The organism is Bradyrhizobium sp. 187 (genome assembly GCF_023101005.1).
In the GTDB taxonomy this organism is placed as follows: domain Bacteria; phylum Pseudomonadota; class Alphaproteobacteria; order Rhizobiales; family Xanthobacteraceae; genus Bradyrhizobium; species Bradyrhizobium canariense_D.
Map to the genome: position 1 here is coordinate 4,593,135 of NZ_CP064693.1, position 21,844 is coordinate 4,614,978.

Annotated in this window: 14 protein-coding genes; 1 reads left to right on the forward strand and 13 read right to left on the reverse strand. The window is 62.4% G+C overall.

Features of this window, described 5'->3' with window-relative positions:
- Window positions 1–9 precede the first annotated feature (9 nt).
- From IVB19_RS22185 to rpsL, 8 genes are all read right to left on the reverse strand, one after another.
- The gene (locus IVB19_RS22185; RefSeq protein ID WP_007603019.1) at window positions 10–312 is read right to left on the reverse strand and encodes a 50S ribosomal protein L23; all 303 of its coding nucleotides are present in this window, start codon (window positions 310–312) and stop codon (window positions 10–12) included.
- Window positions 309–929 carry a 50S ribosomal protein L4 gene (gene rplD, locus IVB19_RS22190; RefSeq protein ID WP_247336076.1) on the reverse strand — a complete coding sequence of 207 codons (621 nt, stop codon included), beginning with the start codon at window positions 927–929 and terminating at the stop codon, window positions 309–311. The genes IVB19_RS22185 and rplD overlap by 4 nt, the downstream gene beginning before the upstream one ends.
- Before the next feature lies 1 nt (window position 930).
- Window positions 931–1,644: a 50S ribosomal protein L3 gene (gene rplC / locus IVB19_RS22195; protein WP_247819872.1), complete on the reverse strand. Its 714-nt coding sequence runs from the start codon at window positions 1,642–1,644 to the stop codon at window positions 931–933.
- Between the two features lie 53 nt (window positions 1,645–1,697).
- Window positions 1,698–2,006, reverse strand: coding sequence for a 30S ribosomal protein S10 (gene rpsJ, locus IVB19_RS22200; protein WP_002712302.1), 309 nt, complete (start codon window positions 2,004–2,006; stop codon window positions 1,698–1,700).
- 82 nt (window positions 2,007–2,088) lie between these two features.
- A complete protein-coding gene (gene tuf, locus IVB19_RS22205) occupies window positions 2,089–3,279 on the reverse strand; it encodes an elongation factor Tu (RefSeq protein WP_018456453.1) in 1,191 nt (396 codons plus the stop codon).
- Between the two features lie 40 nt (window positions 3,280–3,319).
- A complete protein-coding gene (fusA, locus tag IVB19_RS22210; RefSeq protein WP_026233180.1) occupies window positions 3,320–5,392 on the reverse strand; it encodes an elongation factor G in 2,073 nt (690 codons plus the stop codon).
- 30 nt (window positions 5,393–5,422) lie between these two features.
- Window positions 5,423–5,893, reverse strand: a complete 471-nt coding sequence (gene rpsG / locus IVB19_RS22215; protein ID WP_007603009.1) for a 30S ribosomal protein S7 — start codon at window positions 5,891–5,893, stop codon at window positions 5,423–5,425.
- A gap of 15 nt (window positions 5,894–5,908) precedes the next feature.
- Window positions 5,909–6,280: a 30S ribosomal protein S12 gene (gene rpsL, locus IVB19_RS22220; RefSeq protein WP_007603006.1), complete on the reverse strand. Its 372-nt coding sequence runs from the start codon at window positions 6,278–6,280 to the stop codon at window positions 5,909–5,911.
- Between the two features lie 640 nt (window positions 6,281–6,920).
- Here rpsL and IVB19_RS22225 point away from each other — a divergent pair.
- Window positions 6,921–8,159 (forward strand): FAD-dependent oxidoreductase, encoded by a 1,239-nt coding sequence (locus IVB19_RS22225; protein ID WP_085351283.1) that lies wholly within the window; start codon window positions 6,921–6,923, stop codon window positions 8,157–8,159.
- Here the strand turns inward: IVB19_RS22225 and IVB19_RS22230 are convergent.
- The 5 genes from IVB19_RS22230 to rplL form a co-directional block, all read right to left on the reverse strand.
- Window positions 8,087–10,108, reverse strand: a complete 2,022-nt coding sequence (locus IVB19_RS22230; RefSeq protein ID WP_018456450.1) for an ABC transporter ATP-binding protein — start codon at window positions 10,106–10,108, stop codon at window positions 8,087–8,089. The two genes, IVB19_RS22225 and IVB19_RS22230, sit on opposite strands and share 73 nt — an antisense overlap.
- A 132-nt stretch (window positions 10,109–10,240) precedes the next feature.
- A complete protein-coding gene (locus IVB19_RS22235) occupies window positions 10,241–12,301 on the reverse strand; it encodes an FAD-dependent oxidoreductase (protein WP_018456449.1) in 2,061 nt (686 codons plus the stop codon).
- A gap of 191 nt (window positions 12,302–12,492) precedes the next feature.
- Window positions 12,493–16,689, reverse strand: coding sequence for a DNA-directed RNA polymerase subunit beta' (gene rpoC, locus IVB19_RS22240; RefSeq protein ID WP_026233179.1), 4,197 nt, complete (start codon window positions 16,687–16,689; stop codon window positions 12,493–12,495).
- 128 nt (window positions 16,690–16,817) lie between these two features.
- Window positions 16,818–20,933 carry a DNA-directed RNA polymerase subunit beta gene (gene rpoB / locus IVB19_RS22245; protein WP_018456447.1) on the reverse strand — a complete coding sequence of 1,372 codons (4,116 nt, stop codon included), beginning with the start codon at window positions 20,931–20,933 and terminating at the stop codon, window positions 16,818–16,820.
- Window positions 20,934–21,415: 482 nt separating this feature from the next.
- A complete protein-coding gene (rplL, locus tag IVB19_RS22250; RefSeq protein ID WP_007602994.1) occupies window positions 21,416–21,793 on the reverse strand; it encodes a 50S ribosomal protein L7/L12 in 378 nt (125 codons plus the stop codon).
- Between the last annotated feature and the right edge of the window lie 51 nt (window positions 21,794–21,844).

Sequence of the window (21,844 nt, forward strand, 5' to 3'; positions counted from 1 at the left end):
CGTACGACCTTACAGACCGGTGGTCACGTCGATCCGGTGACCCTCTTCGAGAGTCACGATCGCGCGCTTGGAGTTCGACTGCGAGCCGAGATTGCCACGGAAGATCTTGGTCTTGCCCTTGCGGACCAGCGTGTTGACACTCTTGACCTTGACGTCGAACAGCTTCTCGATCGCTTCCTTGATCTGCGGCTTGGTCGCCTTCGCGGCCACCTTGAACAGCACCTTGTTGTGCTCCGAGGCGATCGTGGCCTTTTCGGTCACGACCGGCGACAGGATCACGTCGTAGTGGCGAGGCTCGATGTTCTTCGTCATTTGAAGCGCGCCTCCAGCGCATCGATGGCGGCCTTGGTCAGAACAAGCTTCCGACGGCGCAGGATGTCATAGACGTTGATGCCCTGGATCGGCAGCACGTCCATGTTCGGGATGTTGCGGGCCGCAGCGGCGAAGCCGTTGTTGAGCTCGGCGCCGTCGACGATCAGCGCGTTGGTCAAACCCAGACCGGAGAAATGACCGAGCAGCGCCTTGGTCTTGGCAGCTTCCAGCGCGGCCTTGTCGATCACGATGAGATCGCCGTCCTTGGCCTTGGCCGAGAGCGCATGCTTGAGGGCGAGCGCACGGACCTTCTTCGGCAGGTCGGTGGCGTGCGAACGCACCACCGGACCGAAGGCACGGCCACCTCCGCGGAACTGCGGCACCCGGGCCGAGCCGTGACGAGCACCACCGGTACCCTTCTGCTTGTACATCTTCTTGCCGGTGCGCCAGATCTCGGCGCGGCCCTTGGCCTTGTGCGTACCGGCCTGGCGCTTGTTGAGCTGCCACTGCACGCAACGTGCAATGATGTCCTGGCGCGGCTCGAGGCCGAAAATGGTGTCGGAAAGCTGGACCGAGCCGGCTTCCTTACCTTCGAGGGTCGTGACCTTCAATTCCATCTCACGCCTCCTGCGCAGCCGGAGCAGCGTCCGCTTCGCCAGCAACCTTGAACTTGCCGGGCTTCGGAGCTTCCTTAGGCAGCGGCTTCTTGACGGCGTCGCGCACGCGGATCCAGCCGCCCTTGGAGCCGGGAACGGCGCCTTCGACGAGGATCAGACCGCGTTCGACATCGAGCTGGACGACCCGAAGGTTGAGCGTGGTGATGCAGTCGACGCCCATGTGACCGGGCATCTTCTTGTTCTTCCAGGTCTTGCCCGGGTCCTGACGGCCACCGGTCGAACCGATCGAACGGTGCGAGACCGAGACGCCGTGAGTGGCGCGCAGACCGCCGAAGTTCCAGCGCTTCATACCGCCGGCAAAACCCTTACCGACCGAAGTACCGGTGACGTCGACGAACTGACCGACGACAAAGTGGTCGGCCAGGATCTCGGCACCGACGGGGATCATCTGATCCGCGGAGACGCGGAATTCCTCGACCTGCCGCTTCGGCTCGACCTTCGCGACCGCGAACTGGCCGCGCTCCGCCTTGGGCATGTACACGGTCTTGCGGCTGCCAGAACCAAGCTGGAGCGCGACATAACCGTTTTTCTCTTCGGTGCGGTGGCCTACGACCTGGCAATTGCCGAGCTTCAGCACGGTCACGGGGATATGTTCGCCGGCCTCTGTAAAGACCCGCGTCATCCCGACCTTTTGTGCGATCACTCCGGAGCGCATCGGCGTGCTTCCTGTTCTTTCTGTCCGCTAGTGGCGAACGTGATCCAAAAATCTTAGAGCTTGATCTCGACGTCGACACCGGCGGCCAAGTCGAGCTTCATCAAAGCATCGACGGTCTGCGGGGTCGGATCGACGATGTCGAGCAGGCGCTTGTGAGTGCGCATCTCGAACTGCTCGCGGCTCTTCTTGTCGACGTGCGGCGAACGGTTGACGGTGAACTTCTCGATGCGGGTGGGCAGCGGAATGGGTCCGCGGACCTGCGCGCCGGTGCGCTTCGCCGTGTTCACGATCTCGCGGGTCGACGTATCGAGGATACGATGGTCGAACGCCTTGAGACGGATGCGAATGTTTTGGCCGTTCATTGCCGTGGTCTTTCTTCAATGGGGTGGCGAATAGCGAATAGCGAATGTCACATTCGCTATTCGCCGATCCCTATTCTCGTAATTACTCGATGATCGAGGCGACGACGCCGGCGCCGACGGTGCGGCCACCTTCGCGGATCGCGAAGCGGAGCTTCTCTTCCATCGCGATCGGCACGATCAGGTGCACTTCCATCGCGATGTTGTCGCCCGGCATCACCATCTCGGTGCCTTCCGGCAGATGCACGACACCGGTCACGTCGGTGGTGCGGAAGTAGAACTGCGGACGGTAGTTGGTGAAGAAGGGAGTGTGGCGGCCGCCCTCTTCCTTGGTGAGGATGTAGGCCTCAGCCTTGAACTTGGTGTGCGGCTTGACCGAACCCGGCTTGCACAGCACCTGGCCGCGCTCGACGTCCTCGCGCTTGGTACCGCGAAGCAGCGCACCGATGTTGTCGCCGGCCTGGCCTTGATCCAGCAGCTTGCGGAACATTTCGACACCGGTGACCGTGGTCTTCTGCGTGGCGCGCAGACCGACGATCTCGATTTCCTCGCCGACCTTGACGATACCGCGCTCGACACGGCCGGTCACGACGGTGCCGCGGCCCGAGATCGAGAACACGTCTTCAACCGGCATCAGGAACGGCAGATCGACCGGACGCTCCGGCTGCGGAATGTAAGCGTCGACCTGCTTCATCAGCTCGAGGATGGCGTCATGGCCGAGCGTCTTATCGGAATCTTCGAGGGCGGCAAGCGCCGAGCCCTTGATGATCGGGATGGTGTCGCCCGGGAATTCGTACTTCGAGAGCAGCTCGCGGACCTCGAGCTCGACGAGCTCGAGCAGTTCCGGATCGTCGACCATGTCGCACTTGTTGAGGAACACGACGAGCGCGGGAACGCCGACCTGGCGGGCGAGCAGGATGTGCTCGCGGGTCTGCGGCATCGGACCGTCGGCGGCCGACACGACCAGGATCGCACCGTCCATCTGGGCGGCGCCGGTGATCATGTTCTTCACGTAGTCGGCGTGGCCGGGGCAGTCGACGTGCGCGTAGTGGCGGTTCTTGGTCTCGTATTCGACGTGCGCCGTCGAGATCGTGATGCCGCGCGCCTTCTCTTCCGGCGCCTTGTCGATCTGGTCGTACGCGGTGAACGTCGCGCCGCCGGCTTCGGCGAGGACCTTGGTGATCGCCGCGGTCAGCGACGTCTTGCCATGGTCGACGTGACCGATGGTGCCGATGTTGCAGTGCGGCTTGTTACGTTCAAACTTTGCTTTGGCCATTTGACTCTCCGTTCAATCGTCAGTTCGAGACCGACGACAATCAGGCAAACTTCTTCTGGACTTCTGCCGACACGTTGGCCGGCGCTTCTGCGTAGTGGTCGAACTGCATGGTGAAGGTTGCGCGACCCTGGCTCATCGAGCGCAGGTTATTCACGTAACCGAACATGTTCATGAGCGGCACCATCGCGTTGATGACGTTGGCGTTGCCGCGCATGTCCTGACCCTGGATCTGACCGCGCCGCGAATTCAGGTCGCCGATGACGGAGCCGGTGTAATCTTCCGGGGTCACCACTTCGACCTTCATGATCGGCTCGAGCAGGACGGACTTGCCCTTCTGCAAGGCTTCGCGGAATGCAGCACGCGATGCGATTTCGAAGGCGAGCGCCGACGAATCGACGTCGTGATACTTGCCGTCGACGAGCTGAACCTTGACGTCGACCACGGGGAAGCCCGCGACCACGCCGGAACTCAGCACGCTGTTGATGCCCTTCTCGACGCCGGGGATGTATTCCTTCGGCACCGCACCGCCGACGACCTTGGACTCGAACTCGTAGCCCTTGCCGGGCTCGTTCGGCTCCACGATGATCGACACTTCCGCGAACTGTCCGGTACCGCCGGTCTGCTTCTTGTGGGTGTACTTGACTTCGGACCTCTTGGTGACGCGCTCACGGAACGCCACCTGCGGCGCGCCGATGTTGGCATCGACCTTGTAGGTGCGGCGGAGAATGTCGACCTTGATGTCGAGATGGAGCTCGCCCATGCCCTTGAGGATGGTCTGGCCGGACTCCTGATCGGTCGACACGCGGAAGGACGGATCCTCCGCGGCGAGCTTCGCCAGCGCCACGCCCAGCTTTTCCTGGTCGGCCTTGGACTTAGGCTCGATCGCGATCTCGATGACGGGCTCGGGGAATTCCATCTTTTCGAGGATCACCGCCTTGTCGGGATCGCACAGCGTGTCACCGGTGCGCGCTTCCTTCAGGCCAGCCAGTGCGACGATGTCGCCGGCATAGGCTTCCTTGATGTCTTCGCGGTTGTTCGCATGCATCAGCAACATGCGGCCGATGCGCTCCTTGCGGTCGCGCGTCGAATTGATGACGCCGGTGCCCGACAGCAGCGTGCCGGAATAGATGCGGCAGAAGGTGATGGTGCCGACGAACGGGTCGTCCATGATCTTGAAGGCCAACAGAGCCAGCGGCTCCTTATCGTCCGGCAGGCGAACGACCTCGTTGCCGTCTTCATCGACGCCCTTGATGGCGGGCACGTCAACCGGCGACGGCAGATAATCCACGACTGCGTCGAGCAGAGGCTGCACGCCCTTGTTCTTGAACGCCGAGCCGCACAATACCGGGAAGAACGCGCCAGTCAGCACGGCCTTGCGGATCAAGCGCTTCAACGTCGGCTCATCGGGCTCCTTGCCGTCGAGGTAAGCGGCGAGAACTTCGTCGTCGAGCTCGACGGCGGCTTCCAACAACTTCTCGCGATATTCCTTGGCCTTCTCGACCATGTCCTCGGGAATATCGATGTCCACGAACTTGGCGTCGAGCTTCTCTTCTTCCCAGACCACGCCCTTCATGCGAACGAGGTCGACCAGGCCCTTGAAGTTGTTCTCGGAGCCGATCGGAAGCTGGATCGCGATCGGCTTTGCGCCGAGGCGGTCGACGATGTCCTGCATGCACTTGTAGAAGTCAGCGCCGGTCTTATCCATCTTGTTGGCGAAGACGATGCGCGGAACTTTGTACTTGTCGCCCTGGCGCCAGACCGTCTCGGTCTGGGGCTCGACGCCCTGGTTCGAGTCGAGCACGCACACGGCGCCGTCGAGCACGCGCAGGCTGCGCTCGACTTCGATGGTGAAGTCGACGTGGCCGGGAGTGTCGATGATGTTGAGACGCTTGCCTTCCCAGAACGCGGTGGTCGCGGCCGACGTAATCGTAATGCCGCGCTCCTGCTCCTGCTCCATCCAGTCCATCGTCGCGGCACCTTCGTGCACTTCGCCGATTTTGTGGCTCTTGCCGGTGTAATAGAGAATGCGCTCGGTGGTCGTGGTCTTGCCGGCATCGATATGCGCCATGATACCGAAGTTGCGGTAATTCTCTATGGCATGAACGCGGGGCATGGAGTGTTCCTTAGATTCCGTGTGTCGCCGTTACCAGCGATAGTGCGAGAAGGCGCGGTTGGCTTCCGCCATCCGGTGCACGTCTTCGCGCTTCTTGACGGCGTTACCCCGGTTGTTCGACGCATCCAGGAGCTCCGCAGAGAGCCGCTCGGTCATCGTCTTCTCGTTGCGATCGCGCGCAGCCGAGATCAGCCAGCGAATGCCCAGCGCCTGACGGCGCACCGAGCGAACTTCGACCGGAACCTGATAGGTCGCGCCACCGACGCGGCGGGAGCGCACTTCAATCGTCGGCATGACGTTCTCGAGCGCCTGCTCGAACACGCCGAGCGGGTTCTGCTTTGTCTTGCTTTCAATGAGGCCGAACGCGCCGTAGACGATGCCTTCGGCGACCGACTTCTTTCCGGCGTACATTACCGAATTCATGAACTTCGTGACGATGATATTCCCGAACTTCGGATCGGGAAGGACTTCGCGCTTTTCGGCAGAATGGCGACGAGACATGGACCTGGTTCCCGCTTACTTCGGACGCTTGGCGCCGTACTTCGAACGGCGCTGCTTACGGTTCTTGACGCCCTGGGTATCCAGAACGCCGCGGAGGATGTGGTAGCGCACGCCGGGCAAGTCCTTGACGCGACCGCCGCGGATCATGACCACCGAGTGCTCCTGGAGGTTATGGCCCTCACCGGGGATGTAGCCGATCACCTCGAAGCCGTTGGTCAGGCGCACCTTGGCAACCTTACGAAGCGCCGAGTTCGGCTTCTTCGGGGTCGTGGTGTAAACGCGTGTGCAAACACCGCGCTTCTGCGGCGACTGCTGCAGCGCCGGCACCTTCTTGCGCGACTTCTGCACTTCCCGCGGTTGAGCGATCAGCTGGTTGATCGTCGGCATCCTGGCATTACCCTTTGTGTTCTGCCGCGGCCCGTCACCGGGTCCGCAAATTCTTTCGAGCTACCCGCCCGACGAGGCCGCCTTCCGCGGAACAATCCGCACAAAGCGAAATCGCGCCAACCACCCGTCAACGGGCGGAAAGCGCTTCGACGCCACAGAGGACCGCAGTAGTTGAACCGGTCAGCTTGAAGCTGCGGCCCGCGCACCGAGGTCATGCATCCGAATTCGATCTCGAGAGAACATGCTCAAGAGAACTAAAATCGCACTGGCATTGCCTAGCTATGATCGACAGCGTTTGAGCGGCATTCGTCGAGGTTGGTGCCTGTCTTGGTGATCCCAGGGGATCAAACAGGTGGCCCGTTCCGACGTTGGCGATGCTCACCGCCTGTCGTTAAGTGAGGGGGTTCTATAAGTGGGAGTCGGTCAAGTCAAGGCGAAACGTCAGTCAGAAGCGCTTCCCGCACCTGCCGAAATCGCTTCTTGGGCCGCTCGCTGCGCCTTCGTGAGATGGAAACGAAGAGCGCGTCGCGCCACCTCGAAACCTATTTATACCCGGGTTAAATATACTTTTATAACCATTGGCTAAGGCTTTCTTTCCTGTTGGAGCGCCAATGTGCCGCCTTGGGCAGAGATTAGCGCCATGCGGTACACCGACATTGCCATTATCGGCGGGGGATTGTCCGGCTCGACCGCCGCCGCGATGCTCGGCCGTAGCGGCATTTCGACCATCCTGATCGATCCGCATGAGAGCTATTCGGCGGACTTTCGGGTCGAAAAACTCAGCGGTCACGTGCAGGTTGGGCGATTCCTGCAGACGGGAATCGCCGAATCGGTGTTGCACCGCGCGACCTTTGTGGGTGAGAACTGGATCGCGCGCTTCGGCCGCCTTCTCGACAAGGCGCCGAGCCGGCAGTTCAACATCCTCTACGATTCCCTCGTCAACGCTGTCCGCGACGAAATTCCTGCCGGCGTCGAGCGCATCTGCGCCAAGGCTGTCTCGGTCGAGACGAGTGCGGAGCGGCAGAAGGTCACTCTCTCCAACGACGCGATGGTCTCCGCCCGGCTGGTCGTGCTCGCCAACGGACTCAATGTCGGCCTGCGCCACCAGCTGGGAATCGCCCGAAAAGTCGTCAGTGCCTGCCATTCGATTTCGATCGGGTTCGACGTGGTGCCCGCGGGACGGGACTCGTTCGACTTCCCTGCGCTGACCTATTTCTCGGAACGGCCGAGCGACCGCATCCCCTACCTCACGCTTTTTCCGATCGGGACGCGGATGCGCGCCAATCTGTTCGTCTATCGCAGCTTCGACGATCCCTGGCTGCGTGAGCTGCGCCGCGCGCCGGCCGAGACGTTGAACGCTGCGCTGCCACGGCTCAAGCACATCACCGGACCATTCGACATTCCCAGTGAGCTGAAAATCCGTCCGGTCGATCTCTATGTGAACGATGCCAGCGGCCAGCCGGGTCTCGTGCTGGTGGGCGATGCCTTCTCGACCTCCTGCCCGGCCGCCGGCACCGGGTGCGACAAGGTCTTCACCGACGTCGAGCGGCTCTGCAACGTCTATATCCCGCAGTGGCTGGCCTCCGACGGGATGGATACAAGCAAGATCGCCGCCTTCTACGCAGACCCGGTCAAGCGGGAGTGCGACGATTGGTCGGCCGCGAAGGCCTTCGATTTCCGCTCAGTCTCCATTGCGACAAGCCCTTATTGGACGGCGCAGCGCTGGGCACGCTTCATTGCCTGGTCGGTTCAGGGACTATTGCGGCCGCTTGGAGCAGCCTTCGATCTGGAGCCGAACTTCCTCGGTCACTCCTCCTCATCGTCCTCGTCGAGGTCGTCTTCATCCTCGTCGTCTTCGTCGCTGTCCTCGTCGACGTGAGCCGGCGCGCCATGCGGTTGGTGGATCTGGTCGTTCCACAGCTTGCGATAGGTGCCGTTCTTGGCGAGCAGCTCGGCATGTGAGCCGCGCTCGATCGCCCTGCCCCCTGAAATCACGATGATCTCGTCCATCTCGACCACCGAGGTCAGGCGGTGGGTTGACCAGATCATGGTGCGGCCCTTGGCGACCTTCAGCAGCGTGCGGTTGATCGCAGCTTCCGTGGTCTGGTCGAGCGCCGAAGTGGCTTCGTCGAGCAGCAGCACGGAAGGATTACGGATGACCGCGCGCGCGATCGCGATGCGCTGGCGCTGGCCGCCCGACAAGGTATCGCCGCGCTCGCCCACCGGCGTGTCGTATCGTTGCGGCAGGCTCATGATGTAACGGTGGATCTCGGCTTTCTTGGCCGCCTCCTCCACCTCCTCATCGGTCGCGCCCTCCTTGCCGAGCCGAATGTTCTCCCGGATCGACATGTTGAACAGCATATTCTCCTGGAACACCACCGCCATGCTCCGGCGCAGGGAGTCCAGCGTCACCTTGCGGACGTCGACGCCGTCGATGGTGACGCGCCCCTCGTCCGGCACATAGAGCCGCAGGATCAGATTCAGCAGCGTGCTCTTGCCGGAGCCGGACGGACCGACGATGGCAATGCGCTTGCCGACATTGAGCTTGAGGCTGAGATTGTCCAGCACTGGCGTCTGGCTGCCTTCGTACTGGAACGTCACGTGGTCGAAGGTGATGTCGTTGGTGATGCGGGGCAGATCGGGCGCGCCGGCACGATCGGCGCTGCGCGTGGGCTCGTCGAGCAACTCCTGCATATGACGGATCGCGGCTGCCGCGGAGATCGACACGGGGATGAAATGCATCACATGGGCGATGTTGTAGGACACCTCCCAGAACGCACTCTCGAAGGTGACGAAGGTGCCGATGGTAATCTGCCCCTTCGTCGCCAGATATGCGCCGATCGCGAGCACGACGAGATGCAAGAGCAGCACCGAGATGGTGACCGTCCGCTCCACCATGGTCGACAGGAACGCCGCCGAGGCCATCCTGTTTCGCGTCTCGTCGTTGCGGAATTTGAAGAAGCCGAACATCCGGCGTTGCAGGCTGAACGCCTTGATCACGGCCTGCGCCGCCACGTTCTCCTGCACCATGCCGAGCAGCGCAGATTCATTGAGCTTCTGCTCGTAATTCGCCTGGACAGCCTTCGGCGTCAGCATGCGGGGACCGATCAGCGTGATCGGGAACACCAGCAGCGCAACCGCCGCGAGCTGCCAGTTCAGGAACACCATCAGGATGATGCCCGCGATCAGCTCCAGGAACGGCAATGCCGCGCTGTTGGCGAAGGTCTTGACCGAACCCTCGAAGGCCGCGAGGTCGACTGAGAAGCGCGACAGGATCTCGCCGCGCTTGGTGCGGCCGAAATAGGCCGCCGGCAGGTCCTGGACGTGCTCGAACAGCCGTTTGCGGACGTCGGAAATGATGCACGCCGCGAGCCGCGCATCCCAGCGCTCGTACCAGACCGCGACGATCGAGGTGAATATGCCCGCGACCGCGAGCACGCCGAGGATCTTGTACAGCGCCTGAAAATCCTCCTCGCCGAGCGCGTCGTCGATCAGGTACTTCAGGCTGAGCGGCATGATGACGTTGAAGAGCGTCTCGACGAAGACGCCGAACGCCACGAAGGACAGCATCTGCTTGTAGTTGAACAGGAAGGGTTTGACGAAACCCAGGATGGTCGCGAGCGCGCCGGCGGCCTCGCGCGCGGTAAAGACGACGAGGTCCTCGTCCTCATCGTCGTCATCGAGCTCCAGCCCGCCATCCTCCTCGTCTTCATCGTCCTCGTCGTCTTCAAGGTCCGGCTTGGCGGTAGGGACAAGCTTGTCGTCGAGCTCGGCCGCCTCTTCCGCGGCGAGCTTCTGTTTGTCGGGCGGGAGGGGCTTGGACGCCATGAAACCAACCGATGCTGACGGCCGGCATGACCGCAGAGAAAGCAGGAAATAGCGCCAACCGCTACTGCATCGATTCTATGCGATCAAGATGAATTCGGCAAAACAATTGGCGAAGGCGCCCGCTTCAGGCGGCTAGTCGTCTTCCTCATCCTCGACCTTGTCGAAAAAGGAATAGCGCAAGGAATCGGCGTCGGCGTACCACTGGCCCGGTCCCTTGTTGGCGGCGAGCGTCGTCTCCCAGAGCGCGTCCGTGCAGTCCTTGCGGTGCATCGACAGCTCGAAGCCGTTGCCGAAGAACAGTTCGGACCATTCCCACCAGGTGCCGAGCTTCTTGACGCCGCGCAGAAGGTCGTAGCGGTCGATCAGTGCCGGCGCCATGTCCGAGGTGATCGAGCCGAACACGAGCCCGGTCTTGACCACACGGTTCAGCTCCCTGATCGCACGGACCACCTGCTTCGGGGAAACATGGCAGAGGCTGGTCTCGAACACGAAGTCGAACGCACCATCCTTGAACGGCATGTCGGTGATCGAACCGAGCTTGTTGTACTTCCTCAGCGCCTTCGGCGTTCTGGCGTGAATGGTGCGGTTGTTCTCGATACCGAAGGCATCGATGCCGCGATCACGTAGCGCGCCGACAAGCTCGCCGCTGGCCGAGCCCGCGATCAAGAGCTTCGTGCCTTTGGCCTTGCCCCAGACGATGCCGATCAGTTTTGTGAGATAGTCGGGATCCGTGAAGTGTTGCCACACCTCGCTGTAGGGGCCCTGGCCGCGATAATTGTCAAAATAGGCACGATCGATCTTGTCCGAGAGCGGCTTGTCGTCCTGGGAACGCTCGCGGCGCAAGCGCATCATCTCGGTCAAGATGATGTCGGTCGCCGCGTCCGAGGAATCGAGCAGGCCGTTCAGCGTCGAGTCGAACAGATAGTCGCCGACCACCACGATTCCGGGATGTTCCTTCGGCTCGGGCCGGTGGTTGGTCATGACGTCGCGCACGGGCAAGCCGCCCGGAATCGCGTTCACCGAGGACAGCCAGCGGTGGATCTTGCCTTCCATGAAATGCGCGCGTGCATCGCCGAGCGATGCCGGAAGCGATTTCAGCGCGGCATCGATCAGCTCCCGGTCGGAGAGATTCGCAAAGGCCAGCGCATCGGAGCCCGGAATCAGCCAGTTCAGCACGCCGTGCTTGCCCACATCATGGCGGGCGCCCTCGTTATAGACGCAGCAACCGCCAAAGGCTTCCGACATGAACCAGGCGCCGGCGATCTTGTCGCCCCAGAACGGCGTGTCGAACAGGATCGAGACACGCAAATAGTGCGCAGGACGGTCGAAGTACGCGACGTGCTTGACCATCGACTTGCGGAGCTGTTCGCCTTCCCAGCCGACGGTCCCAAGCCAGGAATGCGGCAGACAGACCAGCACAAGGTCGAAGTCGCGCGTCTCCGGCCCCTTGCCGTTCATCATCTTGAGTTGATAGCGGCCGGTCGGCGCCTTGCCGACCGTGAGGATTCGGTGATTGAGCTGGATGTCGGCATTGACCTCCGACTGGAGGCACTCGATGAGCTGCTCGTTGCCGTTCTGGATGGAATAGAGGCCGATATAGCCGTCGACATCCATCAGGTAGTTCTTGAGCGCGTTGAGCCCGTTGGTGTTGTGGCTCTCGGTCGCGAGGTCCGAGCGCGCCATCACCTTGAAGAATCGCTTTGCGGTCTCGTCCTCGACCTCCTCGTCGAGCACCTGTTCGGCGGTCTTGTAGGCCCAGGGATTCTCGTTGTCGTGCGCGCCGACACCCTCGTAGTACTCGATCGGCGTCATCGCCTCGGCGCAGCGCTTACGGAACGCCTCGATTGCGGCTGCGGTCTTGGCACCGTATTTGCGGCGCATGCCCGCGACGTCGTTGAGGAGCTCACCGCCGAACTGCACCTGCTCGGCATCCATCGGAATGGTCTGCAGGCCGAAATGCTGGATCAACTCGCGCAACGGATCCGGCCCGGTCATCGAGTAGTCGTAGATCTCGGCAACGCCGGCCTCGTACATCGCGGGCGCGGAATCGAATTTGCGCGTGACGATCTTGCCGCCGAGCCGGTCGGATGCCTCGTAGATGGTGACGCGGCAGAGGTCGCCAAGCTTGCGCTTCAGATACCAAGCGCTCATCAGCCCGCCGGGGCCGCCGCCTACGATTGCGAGATCAAGCATGAGAATTCCGTGGTCTCCGGCCCGCCCCCTTCACGGGACCACCGGTCTAAGCTCTCCTAGCAGAAGCGCTTTTGCGCCTGAAGGAAAGATGAACAAAGGTTGATCCTGCACCGCAACAGGGAAACAAAGCAGCAAAAAGGCCGGCTTTCGCCGGCCTTTTCAGTGTCCTCGGTATTCCTACGGATGAACGATCATTCCGCAGGTGGCAGCGCCATCGGCTCCACTTCCGGCGCCGGCGGCACGACCGCCGCCTGCTTCTCGCGCTCGTCGAGGATCATCTTGTCGCGCTTCACAGCGACTTCGCGGATCTTCGCCATGGAGGCGCCGGTGCCTGCCGGAATCAGCCGGCCGACGATGACGTTCTCCTTGAGGCCTTCGAGCGGATCGACCTTGCCGTTGACCGCCGCTTCCGTGAGGACTCGGGTGGTCTCCTGGAACGAGGCCGCCGAGAAGAAGGAGCGGGTCTGAAGGCTCGCCTTGGTGATGCCGAGCAGAACCGGCGTCCCCGTGGCGATCTTCTTGCCCTCTTCCTTGGCCTTCGCGTTGATCTGGTCGAACTCGATCTTGTCGATCTGCTCGCCCGAGATCATGTCCGTGTCGCCCTGGTCGGTGACTTCCACCTTCTGGAGCATCTGACGGACGATCACCTCGATGTGCTTATCGTTGATGAGCACGCCCTGGAGCCGATAGACCTCCTGGATCTCGTTGACCAGATAGGCCGCGAGTTCCTCGATGCCCTTGACCGCCAAAATGTCGTGCGGCGCCGGATTGCCTTCCACGATGAAGTCGCCCTTTTCGACGACGTCGCCGTCCTGAAGGTGGATGTGCTTGCCCTTCGGGATCAGGTACTCGCGCGCCTCTTCGGTCTTGTCCATCGGCTCGATCGAGATGCGACGCTTGTTCTTATAGTCGCGCCCAAACCGGATGGTGCCCGCGATTTCGGCGATGATCGCCGCATCCTTCGGACGCCGAGCCTCGAACAGTTCCGCCACCCGCGGCAGACCGCCGGTGATGTCGCGCGTCTTGGCGCTTTCGGTCGAGACACGGGCGAGAATGTCGCCCGCCTGGACCTTGGCGCCGACATCGACCGACAGAATGGCATCGACCGACAGCATGTAGCGGGCATCGCCGCCACGGGCGAGCTTGAGCACCTTGCCGTCCTTGCCCTTGATCACGATGGCGGGACGCAGGTCCCCGCCGCCGCGCATCGAGCGCCAGTCGATGACCACGCGCTTGGCAATACCGGTGGCCTCGTCGAGCGTTTCCGAGATCGACTGTCCCTCGACCAGATCCTCGAAGCCGATAGTACCTTCGACCTCGGTGAGGAGCGGACGGGTGTAGGGATCCCATTCCACGATACGCTGGCCACGCTTGACCATGTCGCCCTCGTCGACGTGCAGGCGCGAACCGTACTGAATACGGTGCGTCGCACGCTCGGTGCCGTCGGCATCGACGATCGCGATCACCATGTTGCGAACCATCGCGACCAGGTGGCCTTCGCTATTGCGGGCGATGGCCTTGTTCCTGATCACGATCTTGCCGTCGAAGTTGGATTCGACGAAAGATTGCTCGTTCAGCTGCGCCGCACCGCCGATGTGGAAGGTGCGCATGGTGAGCTGGGTGCCCGGCTCGCCGATCGACTGGGCCGCGATGACCCCGACCGCTTCGCCGTGGTTGACCGGCGTGCCGCGAGCGAGATCGCGGCCGTAGCACTTGCCGCAGATGCCGTTGACGAGCTCGCAGGTCAGCGCCGAGCGGATCTTCACCTCCTGGACGCCGCCCTGATGGATGGCATCCAGATGGCTCTCTTCCATCAGCGTACCGCGCTTGAAGATCACCTTGCCCGTGCTGTCACGCACGTCTTCGCAGGCCGTGCGTCCGAGGATGCGCGAGCCGAGCGAAGCGACCACGGTGCCGGCATCGACGATGGCGCGCATCTTGATGCCGAGCTTGGTGCCGCAATCGTCCTGCGTGATGATGCAATCCTGCGCGACGTCGACGAGACGACGGGTCAGATAGCCGGAGTTCGCGGTCTTCAACGCGGTGTCCGCGAGGCCCTTGCGGGCGCCGTGGGTCGAGTTGAAGTACTCGAGCACCGAGAGGCCTTCCTTGAAGTTCGAGATGATCGGCGTCTCGATGATCTCGCCCGACGGCTTGGCCATCAGGCCGCGCATGCCGGCGAGCTGGCGCATCTGGGCCGGCGAACCGCGGGCACCGGAGTGAGCCATCATGTAGATCGAGTTGATGTCGGCATCCGCCCCACTCGCCGTCTTCTTGGTCGAGGAGATCTCCTTCATCATCGCCTTGGCGATTTCTTCCGTGGCCTTCGACCAGGCGTCGACGACCTTGTTGTACTTCTCGCCATGGGTAATCAGACCGTCGTTGTACTGCTGCTCGAAATCCTTCGCCAGCGTACGGGTAGCGTCGACGATCTTCCACTTGGAGTGCGGCACGACCATGTCGTCCTTGCCGAACGAGATGCCGGCCTTGAACGCGTTGTAGAAGCCGAGCGCCATGATGCGGTCGCAGAAGATCACCGTCTCCTTCTGGCCGCAGTGACGGTAGACCTGGTCGATGACGCCGGAGATCTCGCGCTTGGTCATCAGCTTGTTGATGATCTCGTACGGAACGCGCGGGTTCTTCGGCAGCAAATTGCCCAGCATGACGCGGCCGGCGGTGGTCTCGATCCAGCGCCTGGAGATCTTGCCGGTCTCGTCGATGCCTTCCCACCGGTACTTGATCTTGGTGTGGAGGTGGATGACCTTCGCGTGCAGCGCGTGCTCGAGCTCCGCCATCTCGCCGAAGATCTTGCCCTCGCCGGGCAGGCCTTCGCGCATGATGGAGACGTAGTAGAGACCGAGCACGATGTCCTGCGACGGCACGATGATCGGCTGGCCGTTCGCCGGATGCAGGATGTTGTTGGTCGACATCATCAGGACGCGCGCTTCCAGCTGCGCTTCCAGCGACAGCGGAACGTGCACGGCCATCTGGTCGCCGTCGAAGTCGGCGTTGAACGCGGCGCAGACCAGCGGGTGGAGCTGGATCGCCTTGCCCTCGATCAGCACGGGCTCGAACGCCTGGATGCCGAGGCGATGCAGCGTCGGTGCGCGGTTGAGCAGCACGGGATGCTCGCGGATGACCTCGTCCAGGATGTCCCAGACCTCGGGCCGCTCCTTCTCGACCAGCTTCTTGGCCTGCTTCACGGTGGTGGACAGGCCCTTGGCGTCAAGCCGCGAGTAGATGAACGGCTTGAACAGTTCGAGCGCCATCTTCTTCGGCAGACCGCACTGATGCAGGCGCAGCTCGGGACCGACCACGATCACCGAACGGCCCGAATAGTCGACGCGCTTGCCGAGCAGGTTCTGACGGAACCGGCCCTGCTTGCCCTTGAGCATGTCGGCGAGCGACTTCAGCGGACGCTTGTTGGCACCGGTGATGACGCGGCCACGGCGGCCGTTGTCGAACAGCGCGTCGACAGCCTCCTGAAGCATGCGCTTCTCGTTGCGGATGATGATGTCCGGCGCGCGCAGCTCCATCAGCCGCTTCAGGCGGTTGTTGCGGTTGATGACGCGGCGGTAGAGATCGTTGAGGTCCGAGGTCGCGAAGCGGCCGCCATCCAGCGGCACCAGCGGACGCAGGTCCGGCGGAATCACCGGAACCACCGTCATGATCATCCATTCCGGCTTGTTGCCGGAGTGGCGGAACGCTTCCACGATCTTCAGGCGCTTGGCGAGCTTCTTGTGCTTGATGTCGGAGTCGGTCTCCTGCATCTCCGCACGCAAGGTCAGCTCGAGCTTCTCGAGGTCCATGCCCTTGAGCAGCTCGCGAATCGCTTCCGCGCCGATCATGGCGGTAAAGGAATCCTGGCCGTATTCGTCCTGCGCCTTCAGATACTCGTCTTCCGACAAGAGCTGACGGTCCTTCAGCGCGGTGAGGCCCGGCTCGAGCACGACGTAATATTCGAAATAGAGGATCCGCTCGAGATCCTTCAACGTCATGTCGAGCAGGAGGCCGATGCGCGAGGGCAGCGACTTCAGGAACCAGATGTGGGCGACGGGGGCCGCGAGCTCGATATGGCCCATGCGCTCGCGCCGGACGCGCGACAGCGTGACCTCGACCGAGCACTTCTCGCAGATGATGCCCTTGTACTTCATGCGCTTGTACTTGCCGCACAAGCACTCGTAGTCCTTGATCGGCCCGAAGATGCGGGCGCAGAATAGGCCGTCGCGCTCGGGCTTGAAGGTACGGTAGTTGATGGTTTCCGGCTTCTTGATCTCGCCGTACGACCAGGACAGAATCTTCTCGGGGCTCGCGATCGAGATCCGGATCTGGTCGAAGACCTGAGCCGGCGTCGTCGGATTAAAGAGATTCATAATTTCTTGGTTCATCGTCTTCTCCTCGCGTGCCGGTCGCCTCCGGCAGCAAATTCGAAAATCACTATGCGGGGCGCCCTGCCCTCGCGATTCCAGGACTGGGCGCCGATGCCCGGCCATTCAGGCCGGGCATGAGGGTCGTATTACTCGGCCGCTTCCGCCGTCCCCGGTCCGACCTTGGAATTGTGCAGATCGACGTTGAGGCCGAGCGAGCGCATTTCCTTGACCAGCACGTTGAACGATTCCGGAATACCGGCCTCGAAGGTGTCGTCGCCACGCACGATCGCCTCGTACACCTTGGTACGGCCGGCGACGTCGTCCGACTTCACGGTCAGCATCTCCTGGAGCGTGTACGCCGCGCCGTAAGCCTCGAGCGCCCACACTTCCATTTCGCCGAAGCGCTGACCGCCGAACTGCGCCTTGCCGCCCAGCGGCTGCTGGGTAACGAGCGAGTACGGACCGATCGAACGCGCGTGGATCTTGTCGTCGACGAGATGGTGCAGCTTGAGCATGTAGATGTAGCCCACCGTCACCTTGCGGTCGAAGGCGTCGCCGGTGCGGCCGTCATAGACGGTCGACTGGCCCGAAGCGTCCAGACCGGCAAGCTTCAGCATCTCCTCGATGTCGGCTTCCTTGGCGCCGTCGAACACCGGCGTCGCGATCGGAACGCCGCGGCTCAGATTGTGGCCGAGCTCGATCAACTCGTTGTCGTTGAGCGACTTGATCGTCTCGTCCTCGCCGTAGACCTTCTTCAAGGTTTCCTTCAGCGGCCGGATGTCCTGCTTCGACAAATAGGCATCGACCGTCTGGCCGATACGCTTGCCGAGGCCGGCACAGGCCCAGCCGAGATGGGTCTCGAGGATCTGTCCGACGTTCATGCGCGATGGCACGCCGAGCGGATTGAGCACGATGTCGGCATGCGTACCGTCTTCGAGGAACGGCATGTCCTCGATCGGCACGATCTTCGACACCACGCCCTTGTTGCCGTGGCGGCCGGCCATCTTGTCGCCGGGCTGGATCTTGCGCTTCACCGCGACGAAGACCTTGACCATCTTCATCACGCCGGGCGGCAATTCGTCACCGCGCTGAAGCTTTTCGACCTTGTCGAGGAAGCGCTGTTCCAGCCCCTTCTTCGACTCGTCGTACTGCTTCCGCATGGCCTCGATCTCGGCCATCAGCTTGTCGTTCGGCGAAGCGAACAGCCACCACTGCGACTTCGGGTACTCCTCGAGCACCGCACGGGTGATCTTGGTGTCCTTCTTGAAGCCCTTCGGACCGGCGATGCCCTGCCGTCCTTCGAGCAGCTCGGCAAGACGGTTGTAGACGTTGCGGTCCAGGATCGCCTGCTCGTCGTCGCGGTCCTTGGCCAGACGCTCGATCTCTTCCCGCTCGATCGCCAGCGCACGCTCGTCCTTGTCGACGCCGTGCCGGTTGAACACGCGCACTTCGACGATGGTGCCCTGCACGCCCGGAGGAACGCGCAGCGAGGTGTCGCGGACGTCGGAAGCCTTCTCGCCGAAGATGGCGCGCAGGAGCTTTTCTTCCGGCGTCATCGGGCTTTCGCCCTTCGGCGTGATCTTGCCGACCAGGATGTCACCGGCGCGTACTTCCGCGCCGATGTACACGATGCCGGCTTCGTCGAGGTTCTTCAGCGCTTCTTCCGAGACGTTCGGAATGTCGCGGGTGATTTCCTCGGGTCCGAGCTTGGTGTCGCGGGCCATTACCTCGAATTCTTCGATATGAATTGAGGTAAACACGTCTTCCTTCACGATCCGCTCGGAGAGCAGGATCGAGTCTTCGAAGTTGTAGCCGTTCCACGGCATGAACGCGACGAGCACGTTCCGGCCGAGCGCGAGCTCGCCGAGATCGGTCGACGGACCGTCGGCGATGATGTCGCCCTTCTTGACAATGTCGCCGACCTTCACCAGCGGACGCTGGTTGATGCAGGTCGACTGGTTGGAGCGCTGGTACTTCATCAGCCGGTAGATATCGACGCCCGACTTGGTCGGATCGAGATCTTCCGTGGCGCGGATCACGACGCGGGTGGCGTCGATCTGGTCGATCACGCCCGAACGGCGCGCCGCGATCGCAGCACCCGAGTCACGCGCAACCACGCCTTCCATGCCGGTGCCGACGAACGGCGCTTCGGCGCGAACCAGCGGCACCGCCTGGCGCTGCATGTTCGAGCCCATCAGCGCGCGGTTGGCGTCGTCGTTCTCGAGGAACGGGATCAGCGCGGCCGCGACCGAAACGAGCTGCTTCGGCGACACGTCCATGTAGTCGACCTTGTCCGGGGTGACCGGCAAGACTTCGCCGGCGTGACGGCAGACCACGAGATCTTCGGTGAAGCGGCCCTTCGGATCGAGCGGCACGTTGGCCTGCGCGACCGTGTAGCGGCCCTCTTCCATCGCCGAGAGGTACACGACCTCGTCGGTGACGCGGCCGTCCTTGACCTTGCGGTAAGGCGTCTCGACGAAGCCGTACTTGTTCACGCGCGCGAAGGTCGCGAGCGAGTTGATCAGGCCGATGTTCGGACCTTCCGGCGTCTCGATCGGGCAGATGCGGCCGTAATGCGTCGGATGCACGTCGCGGACCTCGAAGCCGGCGCGCTCGCGGGTCAGACCGCCCGGTCCAAGTGCCGACAGGCGGCGCTTGTGGGTGATCTCCGACAGCGGGTTGGTCTGGTCCATGAACTGCGAGAGCTGCGAGGAGCCGAAGAACTCGCGCACGGCGGCGGCCGCCGGCTTGGCGTTGATCAGGTCCTGCGGCATGACCGTGTCGATGTCGACCGAAGACATGCGCTCCTTGATCGCGCGCTCCATGCGGAGCAAGCCGATGCGGTACTGGTTCTCCATGAGCTCGCCGACCGAACGCACACGGCGATTGCCGAGATGGTCGATGTCGTCGATCTCGCCCTTGCCGTCGCGCAAATCCACCAGCGTCTTGATGACGGAGAGGATGTCTTCCTTGCGGAGCGTGCGTTGGGTGTCGGGCGCATCGAGGTCGAGGCGCATGTTCATCTTGACGCGACCGACCGCCGAGAGGTCGTAGCGCTCGGCGTCGAAGAACAGTGACTGGAACATTGCCTGCGCCGAATCCAGCGTCGGCGGCTCGCCGGGACGCATCACGCGGTAGATGTCGAACAGCGCGTCCTCGCGCGTCATGTTCTTGTCGGCCGCGAGGGTGTTGCGGATGTAGGCGCCGACATTGACGTGGTCGATGTCGAGCAGCGGCAGCTCCTTGTAGCCGTGCTCGTTGAGAACCTTGATCGACTTGTCGGTGATCTCTTCACCGGCTTCCGCGTGGATCTCGCCGGTCTTGGGATTGACGAGGTCCTCGGCGATGTAGTTGCCGACGAGCTCAGCATCCGAGAGGCGCAGCGCCTTCAGCCCCTTCTCCTGCATCTGACGCGCACCGCGCACGGTGAGCTTCTTGCCGGCTTCGAGCACGACCTTGCCGGTATCGGCGTCGATCAGGTCGTTGATGGTCGAGTAGCCGCGGAAACGATTGGCGTCGAACGGAACGCGCCAGCCTTCCTTGATCCGCTTGTACTGGATCTTCTTGTAGAAGGTGCTGAGGATCGCCTCGCCGTCGAGACCAAGCGCGAACATCAGCGACGTCACCGGAAGCTTGCGGCGACGGTCGATACGCGCATAGACGATGTCCTTGGCGTCGAACTCGATGTCGAGCCAGGAGCCGCGATATGGGATCACGCGAGCGGCGAACAGCAGCTTGCCCGACGAATGGGTCTTGCCCTTGTCGTGGTCGAAGAACACGCCCGGCGAACGGTGCATCTGCGAGACGATGACGCGCTCGGTGCCGTTGACGATGAAGGTGCCGTTCATCGTCATGAGCGGGATGTCGCCCATGTAGACGTCCTGCTCCTTGATGTCCTTGACCGACTTCGCGCCGGTTTCCTCGTCGATATCGAACACGATGAGGCGTAGCGTCACCTTGAGGGGGGCCGCGAAGGTCATGCCGCGCTGGCGGCACTCGTCGACGTCGTATTTCGGCGGCTCGAACTCGTAGCGGACGAATTCCAGCATCGAGGTGCCCGAGAAGTCGGAGATCGGGAACACCGAGCGGAACACCGCCTGCAAGCCCTCGTCCGATCGACCGCCCTGGGGCTCGTCGACCATCAGGAACTGGTCATAGGACGCCTTCTGAACCTCGATGAGGTTCGGCATCTCGGCGACTTCCTTGATGTGTCCGAAGAACTTGCGAACGCGTTTGCGACCGGTGAATGTCTGCTGCGCCATCGTGGCCTCTCATTTTCGTCGCCCGATTTGGGCGCGCCCTCCGGAACGCGGCGACCGCCGCTCCCCGGGTTGAATTTTTCGAACCCGTCTTGGGGGCCGGAGACTCAGTTTCAGGTAGGAATGTCCTGAATCTGTTCTTCAGACCTTCAAAACGCAAAACGACGCGCGGGGCGCAGGAGCGCGCCCGCCCGTCACAACCAACCTCTTCACGGACTGCAAAAGCCCGAAATAGCTTGCTCTCCCAACGGCTTACAGGGAATGCGGCATCCCTGCCCACCGCGCTTTCGTGCTGCCGACCCGATATGGGGCGACATTAGTGCAGATTCGAGGGACAAACCCTCAAATCCCCACACTTTTTCGTGTTCGGCCTGCGTCGGGTCGTTCCGTCGCACGCCTTTTGCATCTGGCCCGCCCTTTCAGGGAGCGGACCGAGACCCCGGTTGCGATGATGCTCACCGGGATCTCGTGTCAGTAAGCGCTGCTTACTTGAGCTCGACCTTCGCGCCAGCCTTCTCGAGCTGGGCCTTGAGCTTCTCGGCTTCGTCCTTGTTCACGCCTTCCTTGACAGGCTTCGGCGCGCCCTCGACGAGGTCCTTTGCTTCCTTCAGGCCCAGGCCGGTGATGGCGCGGACTTCCTTGATGACCTCGATCTTCTTGTCGCCGGCAGCGGCAAGAACGACCGTGAACTCGGTTTTCTCTTCGGCCGGAGCGGCGGCAGCGCCACCACCAGCCGGGCCGGCCACGGCGACAGCCGCGGCAGCCGAAACGCCCCACTTCTCTTCGAGGAGCTTCGCGAGTTCGGCAGCTTCGAGCACGGTGAGGCTCGAGAGGTCGTCAACGATCTTCTGCAGGTCAGCCATTGTTCAGTTTCCTTGAATGTAAGTCTGGTTCGGGTTTGAGTTTTGCGAAGG